At 58.5% G+C, this 19,281-nt stretch carries 20 protein-coding genes; 4 read left to right on the top strand and 16 right to left on the bottom strand.

From position 1 onward, the window contains the following. Positions 1-77: 77 nt before the first annotated feature. From BDE40_RS05130 to BDE40_RS05095, 8 genes are all read right to left on the bottom strand, one after another. Positions 78-554: a holin family protein gene (locus BDE40_RS05130; protein ID WP_134013369.1), complete on the bottom strand. Its 477-nt coding sequence runs from the start codon at positions 552-554 to the stop codon at positions 78-80. Beyond that, positions 545-1,156, bottom strand: coding sequence for a holin-associated N-acetylmuramidase (locus BDE40_RS05125; protein WP_134013368.1), 612 nt, complete (start codon positions 1,154-1,156; stop codon positions 545-547). Before BDE40_RS05125 ends, BDE40_RS05130 begins: the two co-directional genes overlap by 10 nt. A 57-nt stretch (positions 1,157-1,213) precedes the next feature. Further along, a complete protein-coding gene (gene ccmE, locus BDE40_RS05120; protein ID WP_073141413.1) occupies positions 1,214-1,660 on the bottom strand; it encodes a cytochrome c maturation protein CcmE in 447 nt (148 codons plus the stop codon). A 12-nt stretch (positions 1,661-1,672) separates the two neighbouring features. Beyond that, positions 1,673-2,701, bottom strand: a complete 1,029-nt coding sequence (gene argC / locus BDE40_RS05115; protein ID WP_134013367.1) for an N-acetyl-gamma-glutamyl-phosphate reductase — start codon at positions 2,699-2,701, stop codon at positions 1,673-1,675. A gap of 55 nt (positions 2,702-2,756) precedes the next feature. Continuing rightward, positions 2,757-3,569 carry a glutamate racemase gene (locus tag BDE40_RS05110; RefSeq protein WP_134013366.1) on the bottom strand — a complete coding sequence of 271 codons (813 nt, stop codon included), beginning with the start codon at positions 3,567-3,569 and terminating at the stop codon, positions 2,757-2,759. Positions 3,570-3,640: 71 nt separating this feature from the next. Beyond that, on the bottom strand, positions 3,641-4,582 hold the full coding sequence (speB, locus tag BDE40_RS05105; protein WP_134013365.1) for an agmatinase: 942 nt from the start codon (positions 4,580-4,582) through the stop codon (positions 3,641-3,643). Then, on the bottom strand, positions 4,582-5,550 hold the full coding sequence (gene speB / locus BDE40_RS05100; RefSeq protein ID WP_134013364.1) for an agmatinase: 969 nt from the start codon (positions 5,548-5,550) through the stop codon (positions 4,582-4,584). The genes speB (BDE40_RS05105) and speB (BDE40_RS05100) overlap by 1 nt, the downstream gene beginning before the upstream one ends. Then, positions 5,550-6,932 carry an aminotransferase gene (locus tag BDE40_RS05095; RefSeq protein ID WP_134013363.1) on the bottom strand — a complete coding sequence of 461 codons (1,383 nt, stop codon included), beginning with the start codon at positions 6,930-6,932 and terminating at the stop codon, positions 5,550-5,552. The genes speB (BDE40_RS05100) and BDE40_RS05095 overlap by 1 nt, the downstream gene beginning before the upstream one ends. A gap of 118 nt (positions 6,933-7,050) precedes the next feature. On the opposite strand from BDE40_RS05095, the gene BDE40_RS05090 reads away from it, so the two are divergent. Further along, positions 7,051-7,554, top strand: coding sequence for a flavin reductase family protein (locus BDE40_RS05090; RefSeq protein ID WP_073141401.1), 504 nt, complete (start codon positions 7,051-7,053; stop codon positions 7,552-7,554). Here BDE40_RS05090 and BDE40_RS05085 read toward each other — a convergent pair. After that, positions 7,551-8,711 carry a M20 aminoacylase family protein gene (locus tag BDE40_RS05085; protein ID WP_134013362.1) on the bottom strand — a complete coding sequence of 387 codons (1,161 nt, stop codon included), beginning with the start codon at positions 8,709-8,711 and terminating at the stop codon, positions 7,551-7,553. The two genes, BDE40_RS05090 and BDE40_RS05085, sit on opposite strands and share 4 nt — an antisense overlap. A gap of 58 nt (positions 8,712-8,769) precedes the next feature. On the opposite strand from BDE40_RS05085, the gene mazG reads away from it, so the two are divergent. Then, on the top strand, positions 8,770-9,579 hold the full coding sequence (gene mazG / locus BDE40_RS05080) for a nucleoside triphosphate pyrophosphohydrolase (RefSeq protein WP_134013361.1): 810 nt from the start codon (positions 8,770-8,772) through the stop codon (positions 9,577-9,579). Here the strand turns inward: mazG and BDE40_RS05075 are convergent, their stop codons facing one another. Beyond that, positions 9,580-11,136 carry a helicase HerA-like domain-containing protein gene (locus BDE40_RS05075; RefSeq protein WP_134013360.1) on the bottom strand — a complete coding sequence of 519 codons (1,557 nt, stop codon included), beginning with the start codon at positions 11,134-11,136 and terminating at the stop codon, positions 9,580-9,582. A gap of 425 nt (positions 11,137-11,561) precedes the next feature. Between BDE40_RS05075 and BDE40_RS05070 the strand changes: the two genes are divergently transcribed. Next, a complete protein-coding gene (locus tag BDE40_RS05070; protein WP_134013359.1) occupies positions 11,562-12,233 on the top strand; it encodes an invasion associated locus B family protein in 672 nt (223 codons plus the stop codon). An 81-nt stretch (positions 12,234-12,314) separates the two neighbouring features. Here the strand turns inward: BDE40_RS05070 and BDE40_RS05065 are convergent, their stop codons facing one another. After that, a complete protein-coding gene (locus tag BDE40_RS05065) occupies positions 12,315-12,587 on the bottom strand; it encodes a hypothetical protein (protein ID WP_246030360.1) in 273 nt (90 codons plus the stop codon). Between the two features lie 50 nt (positions 12,588-12,637). Next, complete coding sequence (locus BDE40_RS05060; RefSeq protein ID WP_134013357.1) at positions 12,638-15,412, bottom strand: bifunctional [glutamate--ammonia ligase]-adenylyl-L-tyrosine phosphorylase/[glutamate--ammonia-ligase] adenylyltransferase; 2,775 nt, start codon at positions 15,410-15,412, stop codon at positions 12,638-12,640. Between the two features lie 78 nt (positions 15,413-15,490). Between BDE40_RS05060 and BDE40_RS05055 the strand changes: the two genes are divergently transcribed. Next, entirely contained in the window at positions 15,491-15,961 is a 471-nt protein-coding gene (locus BDE40_RS05055; protein WP_134013356.1) for a YbaK/EbsC family protein, read from the top strand. A gap of 7 nt (positions 15,962-15,968) precedes the next feature. Here the strand turns inward: BDE40_RS05055 and lpxB are convergent, their stop codons facing one another. The 4 genes from lpxB to fabZ are packed head-to-tail and all read right to left on the bottom strand — an operon-like array spanning position 15,969 to position 19,244. Next, the gene (gene lpxB / locus BDE40_RS05050) at positions 15,969-17,147 is read right to left on the bottom strand and encodes a lipid-A-disaccharide synthase (RefSeq protein WP_134013355.1); all 1,179 of its coding nucleotides are present in this window, start codon (positions 17,145-17,147) and stop codon (positions 15,969-15,971) included. Continuing rightward, positions 17,144-18,007 carry an LpxI family protein gene (locus BDE40_RS18350; protein ID WP_134013354.1) on the bottom strand — a complete coding sequence of 288 codons (864 nt, stop codon included), beginning with the start codon at positions 18,005-18,007 and terminating at the stop codon, positions 17,144-17,146. The genes lpxB and BDE40_RS18350 overlap by 4 nt, the downstream gene beginning before the upstream one ends. After that, the gene (gene lpxA, locus BDE40_RS05040; protein WP_134013353.1) at positions 18,007-18,792 is read right to left on the bottom strand and encodes an acyl-ACP--UDP-N-acetylglucosamine O-acyltransferase; all 786 of its coding nucleotides are present in this window, start codon (positions 18,790-18,792) and stop codon (positions 18,007-18,009) included. The genes BDE40_RS18350 and lpxA overlap by 1 nt, the downstream gene beginning before the upstream one ends. Continuing rightward, the gene (gene fabZ / locus BDE40_RS05035; RefSeq protein ID WP_083588575.1) at positions 18,789-19,244 is read right to left on the bottom strand and encodes a 3-hydroxyacyl-ACP dehydratase FabZ; all 456 of its coding nucleotides are present in this window, start codon (positions 19,242-19,244) and stop codon (positions 18,789-18,791) included. Before fabZ ends, lpxA begins: the two co-directional genes overlap by 4 nt. Between the last annotated feature and the right edge of the window lie 37 nt (positions 19,245-19,281).

Below are 19,281 nucleotides of genomic sequence, written 5' to 3'. Positions count from 1 at the left end.
CTCCAATTCGCGTGTTGAGCGACACGATAACGAACCGGTCAGTTTAGAAAAGCGAAACGCGCCGTCATTTCAGACTTTTATCCACCACGCTCTGCCCGCCATGCTTCCAGTGCCGGATTCGTGCTGGGCCGCTGCGGTCGCGTGGCGGGTTTTGGTGGTACAAGCGGCGCGCGTCGGTAGTGCAATTCCCGTGCGCCGAAATAGAAACTCACAATGGCCCCCAAAAGCCACCAAAGCGGTTCCGGCACATAGGCAAGCCCGCGCATACGCTCGGCAAATTCCAGCGGGTCCACCATGGCGTAGATGAACAGACCCAAAGTTCCGAGAGCCAGCATCGGGCGCGGCAAACGGTTCAAGCCGTTCATCGCGCGGTCGAACCATCCAAGTCGCCCGTATTGAAACTCCGCCCCGTGTTGCGTCAGGGCTGCGGTGAACGTCTCATGGCCCAATTCCATCTGACGGGTCGCATTGGGGCGAAACACCTCGGCCACGTCCACGACCGCACCAGCGACCCCAGTGACGCCACCCCTAAGCACTTGCGAGATCAGCCCCATGCCGCCACCCGTTTGCGGTGTTCGGTGGCCGACAGGTGGTAATGCGGTGACAAGAACTCCTCGGCCCGCTTGATCCAGCCGCCTTTGCCCCCATCCCGTCTGCGCGCGTATTTGCGCGAGGCAGGTCGGCGATCTGCCAGCGCGTAATAGTAGTCGCGCCGCGCGATACCATAGGCGTCTGTCATGTGGTCGGGCGCATCCTGAAAGGCGGCATAGGTCGCGCGGATCGTGTGCGGCCCGATCCTGCCATCAACCGTCACGTCCTGCCCCATGTCGTTCAGCAGGCGTTGCAGCAGTTTGATGGCATTTGCCCCTGCGTTCACATTCATATCGAACACGCTCGCCTGTAGCGGTTGCGGCAGGGCGTCGATGCGCGGCTCGCGAAAGTAGTGGTCAATGAAAATCTCGACCGCCTGAGCCTGCGTTAACGCCCGCACATCTGCGCGGGTTACGGTCCCGTCGCCATTCAGGTCAAGCCCAAGCCGGCGCATGGTGTGAATGGTGACACCGTGATTGGTTGGGCCACCGGGATCGTCGGGATCGTTCACATAGCCGCCTTCACGACGAACAATGTCTTGAGCAATTTCGAGAACTGTTTGCATCTTTGGCCTCCGCTGCAACACGGGGCCAAAGTTGCGCTTATTTGGTTAACGGAGCCTCTAGCTACCGTTCGCCTCTTTATACACGCCTTGTTCTTTCAACGCGTCGATGACTTCGACCGGCATGTATTTTTCGTCATGTTTGGCAAGAATTTCCGAGGCTTGGAAGACGCCTTCAATGTAGCGTCCGGTGCCGACCATGCCCTGACCTTCTTCGAACAGGTCAGGCAAGATACCCTTATAGGTGACCGCGACAACCGCGTTGCCATCGGTCACATTGAAGGTGATCTCTTGCGACTCGTTGACTTTCAGGCTGCCGTCTTCGACCAATCCGCCAATACGAAACGTCTCGCTCTCGCGCGGCGGGGTTTCGACAACTTCCGTGGGTGAGCGGAAGAAGTTGATCCCGTCACGCAGAGCGTACCCGATCAACGCAGTGGACACGAGCAGCGCCACCGCAGCGACTGCGATGACCTGAATGCGGCGTTTTTTCTTGAGGCCTTTCATGGCGCGGATCCTTTACGGGAACAGCGGGGCCATCATCAGCCCCTCGGTCTCTTCTAGACCTAACATCAGATTGGCATTTTGCAACGCCTGACCGGATGAGCCTTTCGTGAGGTTATCAAGGGCTGCGATCACGATCGCGCGGCCTTCAATCCGGTCGCCAGTGACGCCGATATGCACGAAGTTGGAGCCGCGTGTCTCATGGGTCGAGGGCGCTTGACCAAAGGGCAGTACCTCAATGAACGGCTCGTCGCTATAGGCCTCGGCAAGCGTCGCGTGGATGTCTGCGGCATCGCCTTTGACATAAACAGTCGCAAGAATACCGCGGTTCATTGGCACCAGATGGGGTGTGAACTGAACCTTAACGGGCCGTCCGGCGATGGCAGAGAACTCCTGATCGAATTCCCCCAGATGCCGGTGCGTGCCACCGATTGCATAGGCATTGCTGCCTTCGGACAGTTCCGCATGCAGCAGGTTTTCCTTCAAGGACCGACCCGCACCGGAGACACCGACTTTAAGGTCAAGGATGATGTCGTCCAGATCAATCACTCCGCCCGCAATCAGTGGCCGCAGGGCGAACTGACCCGTCGCGGCATTGCAGCCGGTGCCGGCCACAAGCCGTGCCTTGGCGATGTCATTGCGGTAGAATTCCGTCAGCCCGTAGACTGCCTCGCCCTGCATCTCCAGCGCTGCGTGGTCGTTTCCGTACCATGTCTTGTAGGCTTCCGGGTCGCGCAGCCGGAAATCGGCGGACAGGTCGACGATTTTCAGGGTCTTAGGCAGTTTGGCAATGACCTCCTGCGACGTCTTATGCGGCAAAGCGCAAAAGCACAGGTCGATGTCCGAGAAGTCGATCTCGTCGATGGTCACCAAAGTGGGCAGGTCCAGATGCCGAAGATGCGGGAACACCTCGGCCATTTCCATGCCTGCTTTGCGGTCAGCCGACAAGGCCACGATGGAGAGAGAGGGATGCGTTGCGATCAACCGGACGAGTTCCGCTCCGGTATAACCGGACGCACCTAGGATGGCGATTTTATGGGTCATGACAGACTCCGTATGAATTCAAAGATGGTTTAGAAGAAAGACAGGCGCGCGGCAATCATGCCGCTTCGAACTGGATCTTTCGTCGCAGGAACTGCGTGGCGCGGTCGGTGACCTGTGCCGGATTGCCAGTGGTCAGGAATCTGGTTTGCGTTCCCTGCCCCAGCATATTCGGGTGCCGTTTGAGATAATCCGCAAGGCTCGCCGACACCAGATTGGCTTGCGAGAACACCTTTACGTCTCCGCCCAAAGCATCCTGAAACGCCTTTTGCATCAACGGGTAATGCGTGCAGCCCAAGATCGCGGCCTGCGGGTTGGGCATCCGCCGCTTCAGCGCATCGACATGCGAGCGCACCAAGGCCTCGGCCAGCATCTCGTCGCCGTCTTCCAGCGCATCCACCAAACCGCCACAAGGCTGCGTTTCGACATCGACACCAATGGCACGGAACGCCAGTTCGCGTTGGAATGCCCGCGACGCAACGGTCGCAGGGGTGGCAAACAGGGCCACGTCCCGCACGTCTACTTCGCGCGGCGGAGAATTGTCGCCCCAGTTGCGCTCGGTCAGGGCCTCGATCATTGGCACGAAGACACCAAGCACGCGCTTGTCGGTTGGCACCCAGTTTTCCTGCATCCGCCTCAAAGCCGCAGCAGAGGCGGTGTTGCACGCGAGGATCACCAGATCACAGCCCGCATCGAACAGCGACTGCGTGGCTGCACAGGTAAGGTTGTAGATATCGTCAGCGGTGCGAACACCGTAAGGCGTGTTTGCGCTGTCGGCAAAGTAACAGACCGGCAGATCGGGCATGTCAGCCGCGATCTGGTCATAGACGGTCAATCCGCCCAACCCGCTATCAAAGATACCTACTGCCATTTTCCTGCGCCATATTCACGTTTGGCCACGTTGTCGTTCAATTCGCGCCCGTAGTCCACTGCGATTTGTGGTTAGCGATACGGAACTCCGGGCAATACCGACAGCATCTCGAACATGATATTCGCCGCGGTTAGCGCAGTGTTGCCGGAAGTGTCGTAAGGCGGTGCAACCTCGACCAAGTCGCACCCTACGATGGGCAACCCGCGCAACCCTCGGATCAGCTCCAGCGCTTGCGGCGTTGTCAGCCCCCCGATTTCGGGTGTGCCAGTGCCGGGTGCGATGGACGGGTCAAGACTGTCGATATCATAGGTGATGTAGACCGGCCCTGCGCCCATGTTCTTTCTGATCTGCGCCGCCAGCGGAGACGTTGATTTGTGCCAAACCTCCTGCGCGAGCGTTAGGTTGAACCCCCATTCGCGCGGCTCGTCGAAATCCTCTGCTGTGTAGCCAGTGCCGCGCAATCCGATCTGGTAGACATCGTCGGGGCGAAGCAGCCCTTCTTCGTAAGCGCGGCGGAACACTGTGCCATGGCACTCGCGCTCGCCGAACATCTCGTCATTTACATCGGCATGAGCATCCACATGAACGAGGCCCACCGGTCCGTGCTTTTTGGCGATGGCGCGCAGGATTGGCAGGGTGATCGTGTGATCTCCGCCGATCGTCATTGGAATGACATCCTGCTTTAAGAGTGCGTCGTAATACTCTGTAATTATTCGAATACTATCGCGAAGGTTGAACGTGTTTATGGCCACATCACCAATATCCGCACATTGCAGCGCATCAAACGGGGCAGCCCCTGTCTGAACCGCATAGGGCCGGATCATCGAGCTTTCGTTACGAACTTGGGCGGGTCCAAACCGCGTTCCGGACCGCCAGCTGGAGCCGTGATCCATCGGAATGCCAACAAACGCCACGTCGAGCCCATCCGCACTTTCAACCTTTGGAAGACGCATAAACGTGCCTTGGCCGGCAAAACGCGCAAGATCGTTCCCTGAAATTGGTTGGTTTGGCATCACGCACGCTCCCGTTTGTTATAGCAATAAAGACACATCAATTCGGTCGCCACATGCGCGCCCGCAACGGCGGTGGCGTTTCCCACATCGAACGGTGGGGAAACCTCCACGACATCGCCGCCGACCATATTCAAACGCTTAAGATCGCGCAGGATGTGAAGCGCTTGCGCCGAACTCAACCCGCCAGACACGGGCGTACCGGTTCCCGGCGCGAAGGCAGGGTCGAGGCAATCAATATCGAAGGTAAGGTAAGTTTGATGGTCACCGATGATGGATTTGATCTTCTTCACCACGGCGGCCGTCCCGCTCTCATGCACTTCGCGGGCATCTATGACGTTCACGCCCATATAGTCTTCGCAAACGGTCCGGATGCCGACCTGCACCGAGCGTTCCGGCACGATCAGACCTTCCTTCACCGCCTTGTAGAACATGGTTCCGTGGTCAACACGGGCCATGTCATCGTCGGGCCATGTGTCGGAATGGGCATCGAACTGTAGCAGCGATAGCGGCCCGAATTTTTTCACATAGGCCCGCAATATCGGGAAGGTAATGTAGTGATCTCCACCAAGACAAAGCGAGCCTGCACCGGCGTCAAGAATGCCGGAAATGTGGCTCGTAACCGCTTTAGGAAAGGCTGGTATCTCCGCGTAATCAAACGCTAAATCTCCGTAGTCCGCGATGTTGAAGTCCAGCATCGGATCAATGTCCCAGCCGTAGGGCGGATCGCAGGCTTGCAACGTCGAGACTTCCCGAATAGCACGCGGCCCAAGACGTGTCCCAGGCCTGTGTGTCACTGCTTGATCAAACGGGATCCCTGTTACGGCAAGGTCTACCCCTGTGAGATCTTTGGTATAAGTCCGACGCAAGAAGCTGAGCGCACCACCAAAGGCGTTCTCGAAGCTATGCCCCCGAAAACCGTCGCGCGTCAGCGCATTGTCTACGTCGTATGCAGCATCAGTAAGCGCCATTATCCGATCCTTATCCCATCGCGTACCAGTTGATCCGTCACTTCTTTGATAGCCAATTCAAGGGTTTCCGCAACGAAATCAATCTGCGATTGCGTGATCACCAAGGGCGGTGACATGACATTCAGGTGTCCCATCGGGCGCACCATCAATCCGCGCGCCTCTGCGGCGTCAGCAATGCGCTTGCCCACGTCAAGATCATCCGGCAGCAATGCTTTGGTGGCCTTGTCCGCTACGTTTTCGACACACAGCATCAGCTTGCGTCCGCGAACGTCGCCAACCATCGGCAGGTTTTCCAACTGCCCCAAGCGATCTTCGAAATAGTGGCCGACCTTTGTGGCATGCGCGAGAAGGCCCTCGCGCTCGATAATCTCAATATTCTTCAGCGCCGCCGCACAGGCCACCGGATGGCCCGCATAGGTGAAGCCGGATGCGTACCAGCGGTCCCCTTGCATCGCGTCCCATATCCGGTCGGAAAAGATCATGGCTCCAATGGGTTGGTAGCCGGAGCTAAGGCCCTTGGCGCAGCAAATTATGTCTGGCTGCACACCAAATTCGTCCCATGACGCAAACCAATGTCCCAAGCGCCCGAACGCTGTCACGACCTCATCCGCGATGAACAGGATATCGTGCTTCTGGCAAACCTCTGCCATCCGTTTCAGGTAGCCTTTGGGTGGCACAACAACTCCGCCGGATGCCTGAATGGGTTCCGCGAAGAAACCACCCACCTTGTCGGGTCCGATTTCGTTGATCTTGGCTTCGAACTCCGCAACCAGATCATCGCAGAACTCCGCCTCGCTCCGCTCCCCTATCGCGCGATAGCAGTCTGGTGCGCTGACATGGTGGATGCCCTCTGACAGATATTCAAACTCCGGCATCTTGTCGCCGGACCGCTTGCCGATTGAAATCGTCGCGAAACTGGAGCCGTGGTAAGAACTGTCGCGCGCGATAACATGGGTTTTGTCCGGCCGACCGGAGCAACGCTGATAATACGCAACCATGCGGTAAGCGCTGTCGACAGCCGTGGAGCCGCCAGTGGTCAGATGGACATGGTTTAAATCACCCGGCGCCAGTTCCGCCAGTTTGGCGCTTAACAGGGCGGACGGTCCGTTGGTCATGTCCACGAAGGTGTTGGAAAAGGCCAGTTTCTCGGCCTGTGCGGCAATGGTTTCAGCCATTTCGCGGCGACCCAGGCCGATATTTGTGCACCAGAGCCCACCGACCGCGTCCAGATATTCCCGCCCGTCGCTGTCCCAAAGGGAGCAGCCGGACCCGCGCTCGATTACCAAGGGTCCGTCGCGGACGAAGCTTTCGAAATGGGTCCAAGGATGCAGTGCGTGGGCCTTGTCCAGCGCTGCAATGTCGAGGTTGGTGTCAGCGCTCATGATCGCTCCTTCGTCAATTATATCGCCAACCTGCCCCTGCCTTCGTGACAATGCAAGACTTGCGCCTAAGTTCATGCACAGGCAGACAGGAACTACAGCGCGAACCAAGAAGGCGACCATGACAACACCTGAACGACTCCAACTTCGCGACAAGTTTGTTGATGCGATGAGCCAGCTGGTCTCCTCCGTAACAATCGTAACGACCGATGGTCCTGTTGGTCCCGCTGGGGCGACGGTCTCGGCGATGACGTCCGTTTCTGCGGATGGGGATGCGCCGACCATGCTGGTCTGTTTGCATCACGAAACCACTGCGGCGCCCGCTATCCTGAACAACCGCTGTTTTTGCATAAACCTCTTGGGAGCGGATCAGACTGACATCGCCAATGTCTTCGCCAGTCGCACCCCTGCGCCGGGTGGTGACAAGTTCACCGCCGGACAGTTCGAGCCTATGCGGAGCGGTGCGCCGGGATTGGTCACTGCATTGGCACGGTTCGATTGCAAACTGCTGTCAGACGAGCGTATCGGCACCCATCACGTCATGATCGGCTCGGTCCTGCAGGTGGCCTGCCTTGACGGGCCACCCTTGTTGTACGGCAATCGGGCCTATCAAAATCTCGCTTAAAGCGGCTGGGCGGTTTCGACCAGCTTCGCAAAGAAGGACGCACCGATCGGGGCGATCTCGTCGTTGAAATTGTAGTTCGGGTTGTGCAGACCTGCGTCGGTGCCTTGACCCAAGAACAGGTAAGCTCCGGGGCGTTTTTCCAGCATGTAGGAAAAATCCTCAGCCCCCATCTCGCGGCCGCCTTCATCATTCACCGCCTTGTCGCCCGCAATCTGACGCGCAACATCTGCTGCAAACGCGGTTTTGCGCGTATCATTTACCGTCGCAGGATAGCCGCGTTCATATGTCAGACGCGCCTCCACACCATAGCTTGCTGCCTGCCCGGCCACGATCTCTGTCAAGCGACGCTCGACCATATCCTGTACAGTTGGATCGAAGGTGCGCACGGTGCCGTTGATATAGGCCGTATCTGGAATGACATTGTCAGCCGAGCCAGTGTGGATTTGCGTCACGGAGACCACCAGATCATCCAGCGACTTGTGGTTCCGCGATACGATGGTCTGGATTGCGTTGCAGATGCCCAAAGTCGCGACCACAGGGTCTTTCGTTTCATGCGGGTAAGCGCCGTGCCCGCCAACACCGTCGATATGAATGTGGAACGTATCCACTGCCGCCATGATCGGACCAGGCGTTGTCACAAACTCGCCAAACGGAACGCTCGGGTTGTTGTGCAACGCGTAGACTTCGCTGATGTCAAAGCGCTCCATGATGCCTTCTTCGACCATAACGCCCGCGCCGCCGCCGCCTTCTTCCGCAGGCTGGAAGATCAACGCGACACGGCCCTTGAAATTCCGCGTCTCGGCCAGATACCGCGCCGCGCCAAGAAGCATCGTTGTATGCCCGTCATGACCGCAAGCGTGCATTTTGCCGGCAACGGTGGACGCATAGTCCAGCCCCGTGGTTTCCTGCATTGGCAGAGCGTCCATATCTGCACGCAGACCGATGGTTGGCCCGTCGCCCTGCCCTTCAATGATCGCCACGACACCGCTTTGCGCAATGCCTTCGTGAATCTCCGTGATCCCGAACTCTTTCAGGCGCGCCACCACAAATGCCGCCGTTTCGTGGCAATCAAATTGCAATTCGGGATTCTGGTGCATCCATCGGCGCCAGGTTTTCATGTCTTCAGCATAGTCGGCGATGCGGTTCACGGGTGGCATGCGGGCGTTCCTTCTGGTTATCTGCGCGCAACGATCCTCCAAACGCAAAGACACTGCAATGCCTGATCTTGTCCATGATGCCTCCCAGCCCATGCCCCGCCTGATTGAAATCATGCGCCGTCTGCGGGACCCAAAATCAGGCTGTCCTTGGGACATTGAACAGGATTTCGCCTCCATCGCGCCCTACACCATCGAAGAAGCCTATGAGGTCGCTGACGCCATCGAACGCAGCGACTGGACAGAATTGGAGGGGGAGTTGGGCGATCTGCTGCTCCAGACGGTTTACCACACGCAAATGGGAACCGAGGCTGGGTTGTTTGATTTCGCCTCCGTCGCCAATGCGATTTCGGACAAGATGATTGCCCGCCATCCCCACGTTTTCGGCGACGAAAGCCGTGATAAATCCGCCGAACAACAAGTGGCGGACTGGGAACAGATCAAGGCTGCGGAGCGCGCTGGCAAAGCGCAAGGCGGCACACTGGACGGCGTCGCTGTGGGTCTTCCCGCATTGTTGCGTGCCTTGAAGTTGCAAAAGCGGGCAGCACGGGTCGGCTTCGACTGGCCTTCGACCGACGAGGTGCTCGACAAGATCGTCGAGGAGGCCCGCGAATTGGTCGAAGCTCGCGATACCCTTACTCAAACCGAAGTCGAGGAAGAGTTCGGGGATTTGCTATTCGTCATGGCAAATCTTGGCCGACATCTTGGGTTGGACCCCGAAGCAGCCCTGCGGGCCGCAAACGCGAAGTTCACCCGTCGATTTGAAGCGGTTGAGGCAAAGCTGGCCGAGCGTGGCAAAACCCCGTCCCAGTCGGATTTGTCCGAGATGGACACCCTTTGGGACGAGGTGAAGGCGGAGAGCAGGCGGTGATTACCGCGCTTTGAACAAGCTGCCCATAATCCCGCGTACAAGGGCCGTGCCGGTCTTCGTCCCAAGCGAGCGCATCATGGATTTGGCAAACGCCTCCCCCACGCTGTCACCGCGCCGCTTTCGCGTTTTGGTCTTGGAGGTGGAGCGTTTGACGCGCGTGCCGGAATACCGCCGACCTGTTTGATATTCGCGCTCGCGGGCTTCCAACTCGTCTTCCTTGGCCTCGGCCTCTTCAGCGGCTTTTGCCGCAGCTTCTGCGCGTTGTGCCAGCATCTCGAACGCTGATTCACGATCCAATGCAGTCTCGTATTTGCCCGCGACGGGGGACGTCGCGACAACAGCACGACGTTCTTTGCTGGTGATCGGTCCAAGTTGCGAGGACGGCGGGCGGATCAATGTGCGCTCCACCATGCCCGGAATGCCCTTTTTCAGCAGGAACGAGGTTACGGCTTCGCCAACCCCCACTTCCTTGATCGCATCCTCGACGTCAAAACGTGGATTTTCGCGATAGGTGTCCGCTGCCGAACGCAGGTCTTTCTGATCCTTGCGGGTAAAGGCCCGCAACGCATGCTGCACACGGTTGCCCAACTGCCCCAGAATATCTTCCGGCACGTCGGCGGGCTTTTGGGTGATAAAATAGACCCCTACGCCCTTGGAGCGGATCAGACGTGCGACTTGCTCTACCTTATCGACCAAAGCTTTTGGCGCGCCATCAAACAACAGATGTGCCTCGTCAAAGAAAAAGACGAATTTCGGTTTTTCCGGATCACCGATTTCCGGAAGCGTTTCGAACAGTTCCGACAGCATCCAAAGCAGGAAGGTCGCGTAAAGTTTCGGGGCAGACATCAGCTTGTCAGCGGCAAGAATGTTAATCTGTCCGCGCCCGTCAGCATCGACATGGAACATGTCCTCAAGGTCCAAAGCAGGCTCTCCGAAGAAGTCGGCAGCGCCCTGGTTTTCCAATACCAGCAGACGACGCTGGATCGCGCCCACTGACTGGGACGAAACGAAGCCATAGCGCAGCGCCAGCGATTTCGCATTCTGCCCGATCCAGACCAGTAAGGACTGCAAGTCTTTGAGGTCCAGCAGCGGCAGGCCTTCTTCATCGGCCACGCGGAAGGCAATGTTCAAAATGCCTTCCTGCGCCTCCGAAAGCTCCAAAAGACGGGACAAAAGCAATGGGCCCATCTCGCTGACCGTAGTGCGAACGGGGTGCCCGCTTTCGCCATACATGTCCCAGAAGGTCACCGGGAAGGAATCGTAGCTAAAATCCGAGAAGCCGATCTTGGCAGCACGTTCCATGAACGCGCCATGCAGCTTGTGAGTGTCGGTTCCTGCGACCGCCAGACCGGACAGGTCCCCTTTTACGTCGGACATGAAAACCGGAACACCCGCATTGGACAGGCTTTCCGCCAAGATCTGCAAGGTCACGGTTTTGCCCGTCCCCGTGGCACCGGCGATAAGACCGTGGCGGTTGGCATATTTCAGCAAAAGCTCTTGCGGATCCGCGTAGCCCTCGCCACCGCCGCCTACAAAAATGCTACTCGTCTCTGCCATGTTCGCCCCTAATTGCTCTCGATCGCTTTTTAAGTCGTGCCACAATAGCTTGTTAACGTCTATGTGCCAGTATCATCGGCATGCTGATGTAGCTGTCTTGGCAGCACATAGCATGACTTCCTCCCTGTCGACTGGGCCGTGTCTTCGCGACACGGCCTTTTTTTAACCGATAGAAATGTGAACAAGTTGTCGCAGGTTTACAGTTGACCGAAGCGCTTTGGATGCCTAGAGTTTGCCCATAAGTCGGCCTAGTCCGACGGGGAGAAAAATTCGGAAGAAGGGCCTGCTTGCGGGCCCTTTTTTCATTGGGGCTGTTTCTCGGCGGAAATTACCCTGCTCAGGGGCAGATTTGCGTTTTCCATCCTGACACCCCTGCACGCGCGTGTTAAACCCCTGCCAATATCAAAATTGAGTAGCAGGATCACATGTCTGAGTATTTGAAATCCCTGATGATTGGCGCCGCATTGAGCGCTGTTGTTGCTGGTGGCGCGTTGGCGCAAACTGCAACCGACACAACAACCGAAGCCGCAGAAGAAACTGCGACCGAGGCCCCCTCAACCGAAGCCCCTGCGGCCGAAGCTGAAGCCGAAGCTCCGCGCGCTGACGGCCTGAATACGGGCTCCGAAGTGGTGGAAGTTGGCAAGACCTATAAAATCTCCGATCACGGTGATTGGGAACTTCGCTGCATCAAAGCACCCGAAGGCACAAAGGACCCTTGTCAGCTGTACCAGCTGCTGGAAGACCAGCAAGGCAACTCGGTGGCCGAGATCAATCTGTTCAACCTGCCCGATGACGACAAGCTCGCCGCGGGTGCAACGATTGTGACACCTCTTGAAACCCTGCTGACGCAAAATGTTCTGCTGTCGGTGGATGGTGGCAAGGCCAAGGTCTACCCGTTCACCTTCTGCACCACGATTGGCTGTTTCTCTCGCGTTGGCTTCACGGCTGGTGATGTCGCGGCCTTCAAGGCAGGCAACTCAGCGAAAATCGTTGTGGTTCCGGCACAAGCGCCAGACCAACGTGTAGAGCTGACCATGTCCCTGAGCGGTTTCACCGCTGGTTTTGACGCTGTGAAAGCCGCAACCGAAGCTGAGTGATCGCCAGATTATCCGAAAAACTGAAACGCCGCCGCTCCGGTCTGGAGCAGCGGCGTTTTCTTTTGGGCCATGCCTACCGCCTTACGTCTCTTTCAGCCGCGCCTTTCGACCGCCCCGCCGCTTCGCTTCCGGCTTCGCCGCCAGCCCTTCACGAAGGACGAGCGTCATCGGGTGCGTCTCCGGCATGGCGTTATAGGCGTCCAGCAGACCGGTAATCGCGGCGGAGCTGTCTTGCCCGTCAGGCAGGTTGAGCGCCCAGTCCAGAAAGATCGAGCGGCACTCGCTTTCGGTGATCCCCTCGATCCGGTAGGCCTCGCGGATCAGACCCTTCCGGTCGATCATTTTCAAATCCATCTGCTGCTCCATCAGATCATTGGTGACGCCCAGTTAACCCGAAACCCGCGTCATTGCAGAAGCTGTTCTACGACTTCGGCGGTTCTTTTACGACATTCGGCGATGTCGTCGGCAAGTATATCCACTGTTTCGCGGTCGCAATCGCGTAAAAGCATGGCAATCCCGCCTGCGCCCATTTCTTCCGGTGTCAGTGATTTGGTGGACATCAGTCGTGCGGCCATCTGGATTTTGGAGAATAGCGCGTGGGCGCCCAGAAGATGCTCATACTGCGCGTCCGATAGTAATCCCGCCTGTTTGGCATCGCTCAATTGCAGGTCAATCTGGCGCGCAGTGCCTTTACTGATAAGACAAAGCGCCTGACTGAGCAGCTCTATGTCCTGCCGCCCGCCAGCGCCGGATTTCACATCCCAAGGCTGGGGCGCGCCCGACGCCTCGGCCAGCCTCACCCGCATCTCCCGGGTTTCGCGTTTCACCTGCTCTGCTTCAAATTTGCTGGCGAGTGCCTGACAGCGCACCGCCTCCACATCCGCTTGCAGCGACGCATTACCAGCAACCGCCCGTGCGCGCGTCAGGGCCAGATGTTCCCACACCCATGCATCGTTCATCTGGTAGTTTCTGAACGCCTCCAGCGACGTCGCAACGGGCCCAGACTGGCCGGACGGACGCAACCGCAGGTCGACCTCGTATAACCGCCCTTCCGCCATCGGGGCCGTCAAAGCCGTCACAAAGGCCTGTGTCAGGCGGGCAAAATAGGTGCGCGTTTCAAGCGGGCGGCGGCCCTCGCTTTCCTCGACGCCTTCGGGGTCATAGATGACGATAAGATCAAGGTCCGAGTCCGCCGTTAAGGACGCCGCGCCGACAGAGCCCATTCCCAACACAACAGCCCCGCGCCCGGGTGCCGGACCATGTTTGCGGGCAAACTCGGCTTCCACTACGGGCAACAATGCTGCCAAAGTCGCCTGAGCCAGATCGGCGTATTGAGTGCTCGCGTCTTCAGGACTAAGCAATCCCTGCAGATGATGCACGCCAACGCGGAAATGCCATTCCTTCTGCCAGCGCCGCGCGGCATCCAACTGCCCTTCGTAATCCCCGATCTCCTGCATCTTTTCGATCAGGTGTTCCGTGAGACTCTCCACATCGGGCCATTCAGCGAAAAAATCCCCCCCGATCACCGCGTCGAGCACGCCTGCGTTCTGTGACAGATAGGTCGCCAGCGCAGGAGACGTAGCACAGATATCCACGATCAGTTTGGTGAGTTGCGGGTTAGAATCAAATAGCGAAAAGACCTGAACACCTGCGGGCAAACCTGACAGGAAGCGTTCGAATTCGGCCATAGCCTCGGTGGGGCGTGTCGCCTGTCCCATCTGTCGGAGGATGGTCGGGAACACCCGTTTGAACAGCGAGACCGAGCGCTCCGAGCGCAAGGCAGGCAAGCTGCGCCATTGCTCCAGATATGTGCTGGGCGGTTCCAACCCTTCAGTCTCCGGTGCTTCTTCGGCGTCATCGGGTGCGAAAAAGCTGTCGGTGACATCTGCAACCTCTTCAAGCCGCGCAAGCAAGCCCGCGCGAAATTTCATAACGTCTTCTTCCCCCATGAAGCGCGACAACCGCTGGAACCCTTCTTCGTTCTTGGGCAATTCATGGGTTTGGCTGTCACCAATCATTTGCAAGCGGTGTTCCACCTCGCGATGCGCAACATAAGCAGCTTGTAATCGGTCCGAGGCGTCTTTGGGCACCCAGCCCGCTTCGACCAGTTGATCCAATCCCTCCCGCGTGCCGCGTACCCGAAGATGTGGGTCGCGCCCCCCCGCGATAAGTTGACGGGTTTGCGTGAAAAACTCGATCTCGCGAATGCCCCCGGCCCCTAGTTTCATGTTGTGCCCATCAAGCTGCATTTGCCCGCCTAGACCTTTATGGCTGCGGATTTTAAGCCGCATGTCATGGGCATCCTCGATGGCAGCGAAATCCAGATGTTTACGCCAGATGAACGGGCTCAGGCGTTCAAGGAACCGCTCCCCCGCCTCCAGATCACCCGCACAAGGCCGCGCTTTGATGAATGCCGCGCGCTCCCATGTCCGGCCAACGCTCTCGTAATACCGCTCCGCTGTTTCCATCGCGATACAAACAGGCGTCACCGACGCATCGGGACGAAGTCGCAAGTCCGAGCGGAACACGTACCCGTCTGCCGTGACATCCGACATCAGGCTCATCAAGGCGCGGGTGATTTTTATGAACGTCGTCCGCGCCTCAAGGTAGTCGTCAGGCTGGAAACGGGTTTCGTCAAACAGACAGATCATGTCGATGTCGGACGAATAGTTAAGCTCGTAGGCCCCCATCTTTCCCATCGCCAGAATACACATGCCCGCCCCGATTTTCGCATCGGCTTCGGTTTGGCCGGGCAGATTTCCGCGTGCGATTTGCGCGGCGGTCAACTCGGTCAAGCCACGCTGCAAACACCGATCTGCCAGCTCCGTGAGGGCATAGGTCACCATCTCAAGCGGCCAGACACCGCCAATGTCGGCAACCGCTGCCAGCAATGCAATCCGGCGTTTGGCCTGCCGGAAAACGACTTTTATATCCCCTTCGCTCTGCTCGATATCCTGCCAAACCCCGTCGCGCAGATCTTCCGCCTCACAGGTTGCGAGCTGGGCAATCCAGTCCGCTTCGCGCTCCATCAGCCCCGCCAGATACGGGCTGCACCCTGCCGTGGTTTCCAGAAGCGTGACCAACGCCTCCGGTAGCTCGCTAAACAGGCGACGCGCGTCGGTACACCGTTCGGTGTTATGAGGAAGCGGGTGTCGGGTGATGCGATCATGAAATGCCATATACCCACGATGAAAGGCCCAGCGTCTGCCGTCAACAAGCGCTTGCAGCAATGCCCGCTATGCGTAAGGTCGCACCTCATGAGCAAAAGCCTAAAACGCGTGACCAAGGCCCTCGCCGATGCGGGGATCGACGCGCAGATCGTAGAAACCTCGGATCAAACCCGCACCGCAGAACAAGCCGCCGCACAAGCTGGCTGTGTGGTGGATCAAATCGCGAAGTCCATTATTTTCAAAGGTGAAGACAGCAATCTGGCTGTGCTTTTCATCACCGCCGGCGGTAATCAGGTGGATGCAGCCAAGGCCAGCACCGTCGCGGGAGAGGTTTTGGGAAAGGCAGATGCGGACCTCATCCGCACCCAGACCGGATTTGCCATTGGCGGGGTGTCACCAGTCGGGCATCTCAATTCCATCCGAACATTCATCGACCCGCGCTTGACGGAATTCGAGTTGATCTGGGCCGCCGCTGGAACGCCAAGACATATCTTCTCGCTCGCGCCTTCTGATTTGATAACCCTGACAAACGGACAATTGGCTGACTTTACCGGTTGACCCGGGGTTACACCTGATCTTCAAACCCGGCGACCCGCGCGACCACCTTGGCCGCCCGCAACCCCGGAGGCTCGTCACCTCTCCCAAGCCGCTCCATCGTGATCTCTGCCGCCGCAGCTTGGGCTGACCGCTCTGGGCCGGGTTTAAGAACCTGTTCCAGCGCCCGTGCAATATCAACGGGCTTGCACGCATCCCCCAGAAACTCTGGCACGGTGCGGGTCTCGGACACCAGATTGACCAGAGTTACCGTATCAATCTGCAACATCGCGCGGATCAGTTTGCGTGAAAACCAGTTCATGTCATAGGCGATCACCATTGGCACGGTGTTCGCCGCAAGCTCCAAAGATACCGTTCCGGAGGCCGCCAATGCCACGTCGGCCGCAGCAAAGGCCGCGCGTTTTTCAGCAATCGCCTCGTCGGGGTTCATGCCGCGCGGATCAAGGATAACCGGCTGCCCCGGCCAGCCACGGGTCTGCTCATAGACCAATCCCGCAACCGGAGCCGCAGCCGGAACAACCACACGGATGTCAGGGCGTTGAGCGGCAAGCTTGTGCAGGCTTTCACCGAAAATACCCGCAAGTCGCGACACCTCGCCCCGCCGAGATCCGGGCAAGGTAAGTATAACCGGCGCATCGTTCAGGCCATGGATGGCGCGGAAGGCCGACGCATCCGATGCCTCAGCCAGAGGTTCCGCCACGACAGGGTGGCCCACGAAGTCGCAAGGCAGCCCTGCCCCTTCCATATAGGGTGGCTCGAACGGAAGAAGCGCCATCACATGATCGACAATCCCGATCATCCGCTCCGTGCGTTTCGGGCGCCAAGCCCAAACCGAAGGTGCCACGTAGTGAACCGTGGGAACCGCGGACAGTTCGCGCAGCTTTCGCAAGACCCGCAGGCAAAAATCGGGACTGTCGATCGTCACAACCACATCCGCGCCGGATCCGATAATATCCTCAACCGTCTCATCACGGCGTTTGAACAGGCCTCGCAATTTGGGCAAAACCTCTGCCAGCCCCATGACCGACAATTCGTCCATGGGAAATAGCGAGGTCATGCCTTGCGCCTCCATCAACGGGCCGCCGACCCCTTGAAACCGCACATTCGGGTTCAGCTGCTTCAGGCCCTCCATCAAGGCCCCACCAAGCTTGTCACCCGACGGCTCGCCCGCGATGAGGTAGACCTTCACTCGCGCACCCAGATGAACAGGCCGTGCTTTTCGGCCAGTTTGGTGCAAAGAGCGGACTGTAACACGATGACACGTCCGGCCTCCACCACAATTCCGTCCAGCCCGACCTGAACGGCACGCAGGATGGTATCCGGACCGATGGTCGGCATGTCGATGCGCAGTTCCTGTCCGGGCTTCGCCGCCTTGATCAACACACCGCCCTTGGGTGGCAGGCCTTTCGCGCGCGGGCTTTTGAATACGCCAAGCGGGGCTTTGCCCCATGGCAGATTAGCCCGCTCATGCAACAGGCTCTGCATCATGAAATCCGTGCCGGGTTGGGCCTCGATCACCAAGGGTTGCCGCTCATGCACAATACACGCTTGCCCGACATCGGCGGCGGCCATTGCGGCGATCACCTCGATGCCGCGGTCTGCGTCCCGCGCGTGTTGCTCTGACGGGCGATGACTGCCCAGATATCCGGCGGGCGGCAAAATGTCGGGCTGTATCTCGTGGGCGCCGACAGGGCGAATTCCTGCTTCCTCGAAGAAGCCCAAGACCAACCTGAGGGCGGCGTCATCCCCCACCTGCAACGCCTGCATCATGCGCGGCACAAGGGGCATGGTTTCGGGGTCGATCTTTGAGGGGTCAAGCGGAGGACGGTCAACGCGGCCCGCAAAACAAATGCGGTCCACGCCTTGGTCTTTCAACCAAGCGATAAAGCTGCCCAAGGTTTCGATACGAAATTTGCGGACCGGTTGGTCTCCGCGCGCGTCAGAGCCTTGCCATTCCATTTGGCACAGATGATAGGGCGTGTTTGTGTCTGCCAGATGCTCCAACAGAAGCTCCGGCAACTGGCCCTCACCTACAACCAGTGCCAGCATCAGCGCGGCGCGAGGAACGACCGGCCGCTGTCGCCCAGAATGAAGTCGACAACCTCGCGCACATATTCGCTGTCCGTTTCTTCGGCCAGTCTGCGGGCGCGGTCCTGAAATGCGCCATCACCCTGACGCAGCATTTGATAGGCCGCGCGAAGGGCGGTGATGTCCGCCCGTGAGACGCCCGCGCGTTTCAGTCCGACGTAATTCAACCCGTCCAACTCGCCACGCGGGGCTTGCACAAGGCCGTATGGAATGACGTCATTGGTCACCATGGTGACCGCGCCGATAATTGCGCCGCGCCCGATGCGCACGAACTGGTGGATGCCCGCAAGGCCGCCAATGATCACCTTGTCTTCGATGATGCAATGCCCCGCCAATGCGGCTTGGTTGGCCATGATCACACCATTGCCAACGATGGCATCGTGGCCGACATGCGCACCGGTCATAAACAGGCAATCGTCGCCAACCTTGGTCAGCCCGCCCCCGCCGGACGTTCCGGTATTCATCGTCACGCCTTCACGAATGCGGTTGCGGGCGCCAATCTCCAGACGGGTTTCTTCACCGTCAAATTTCAAATCCTGCGGGATTTCACCGATCACGGCGAAGGGAAAAACAACCGTCCCCTCCCCGATCGAGGTTTTGCCGGTCACGACAACATGGCTTTTCAGCTCGACACCCGACGCGAGCGAGACATTCGCCCCCACCGTGCAAAACGGGCCGACGATCACCCCGTCGGCAAGCTGCGCGCCGTCTTCTACGAACGCCGAAGGATGGACTGTCGCACTCACTTCGGCAGGTCCATCATTGCGGTGAATTCGGCCTCGGCTGCCATTTCGCCTTCGACCGTTGCGACACCTTTGAACTTCCACACCTTCGCGCCGGCCTTGCCGCGCGTGACCTGCACATCAAGGTGCAGAACGTCCCCCGGAACGACCTTGCGGCGGAATTTGCAGCCGTCGATGGCCATAAAATAAACCAGCAGGTCCTTGTCGGCCATGTCCATGGTCACACCGACCATCACCGCGGCGGTTTGCGCCATGGCTTCAATAATCGTGACCCCCGGCATGATCGGAGCCCCCGGAAAGTGGCCTTGGAAATGTGGTTCGTTAAACGTCACGTTTTTGATGCCACGCGCACTTTCGCCCGCTTTGATATCCACGACCTTATCAACCAGCAAGAACGGGTACCGGTGCGGGATGATCCGCTGGATCAAGTCAATATCGGCAGTGGTGGTGGTCATGGATATATCCTTTGGCCTTTAGCTCATTTGGGTAGCA

It is taken from the genome of Litoreibacter halocynthiae (assembly GCF_004365635.1).
In the GTDB taxonomy this organism is placed as follows: domain Bacteria; phylum Pseudomonadota; class Alphaproteobacteria; order Rhodobacterales; family Rhodobacteraceae; genus Litoreibacter; species Litoreibacter halocynthiae.
This window is presented reverse-complemented; position numbering and strand designations above follow the sequence as displayed.

Excerpts from the sequence above, each read along its gene's own strand:
- BDE40_RS05110 (WP_134013366.1), bottom strand. The coding sequence starts at position 3,569 with ATGGCAGTAGGTATCTTTGATAGCGGGTTGGGCGGATTGACCGTCTAT.
- BDE40_RS05065 (WP_246030360.1), bottom strand. The coding sequence starts at position 12,587 with ATGGATTTGAAAATGATCGACCGGAAGGGTCTGATCCGCGAGGCCTAC.
- BDE40_RS05130 (WP_134013369.1), bottom strand. The coding sequence starts at position 554 with ATGGGGCTGATCTCGCAAGTGCTTAGGGGTGGCGTCACTGGGGTCGCT.
- BDE40_RS05085 (WP_134013362.1), bottom strand. The coding sequence starts at position 8,711 with ATGCCACCCGTGAACCGCATCGCCGACTATGCTGAAGACATGAAAACC.
- BDE40_RS05070 (WP_134013359.1), top strand. The coding sequence starts at position 11,562 with ATGTCTGAGTATTTGAAATCCCTGATGATTGGCGCCGCATTGAGCGCT.
- mazG (WP_134013361.1), top strand. The coding sequence starts at position 8,770 with ATGCCTGATCTTGTCCATGATGCCTCCCAGCCCATGCCCCGCCTGATT.
- BDE40_RS05060 (WP_134013357.1), bottom strand. The coding sequence starts at position 15,412 with ATGGCATTTCATGATCGCATCACCCGACACCCGCTTCCTCATAACACC.
- BDE40_RS18350 (WP_134013354.1), bottom strand. The coding sequence starts at position 18,007 with ATGCTGGCACTGGTTGTAGGTGAGGGCCAGTTGCCGGAGCTTCTGTTG.
- speB (WP_134013364.1), bottom strand. The coding sequence starts at position 5,550 with ATGGCGCTTACTGATGCTGCATACGACGTAGACAATGCGCTGACGCGC.
- fabZ (WP_083588575.1), bottom strand. The coding sequence starts at position 19,244 with ATGACCACCACCACTGCCGATATTGACTTGATCCAGCGGATCATCCCG.
- BDE40_RS05075 (WP_134013360.1), bottom strand. The coding sequence starts at position 11,136 with ATGGCAGAGACGAGTAGCATTTTTGTAGGCGGCGGTGGCGAGGGCTAC.
- BDE40_RS05090 (WP_073141401.1), top strand. The coding sequence starts at position 7,051 with ATGACAACACCTGAACGACTCCAACTTCGCGACAAGTTTGTTGATGCG.
- argC (WP_134013367.1), bottom strand. The coding sequence starts at position 2,701 with ATGACCCATAAAATCGCCATCCTAGGTGCGTCCGGTTATACCGGAGCG.
- ccmE (WP_073141413.1), bottom strand. The coding sequence starts at position 1,660 with ATGAAAGGCCTCAAGAAAAAACGCCGCATTCAGGTCATCGCAGTCGCT.
- BDE40_RS05055 (WP_134013356.1), top strand. The coding sequence starts at position 15,491 with ATGAGCAAAAGCCTAAAACGCGTGACCAAGGCCCTCGCCGATGCGGGG.
- BDE40_RS05095 (WP_134013363.1), bottom strand. The coding sequence starts at position 6,932 with ATGAGCGCTGACACCAACCTCGACATTGCAGCGCTGGACAAGGCCCAC.
- speB (WP_134013365.1), bottom strand. The coding sequence starts at position 4,582 with ATGCCAAACCAACCAATTTCAGGGAACGATCTTGCGCGTTTTGCCGGC.
- BDE40_RS05125 (WP_134013368.1), bottom strand. The coding sequence starts at position 1,156 with ATGCAAACAGTTCTCGAAATTGCTCAAGACATTGTTCGTCGTGAAGGC.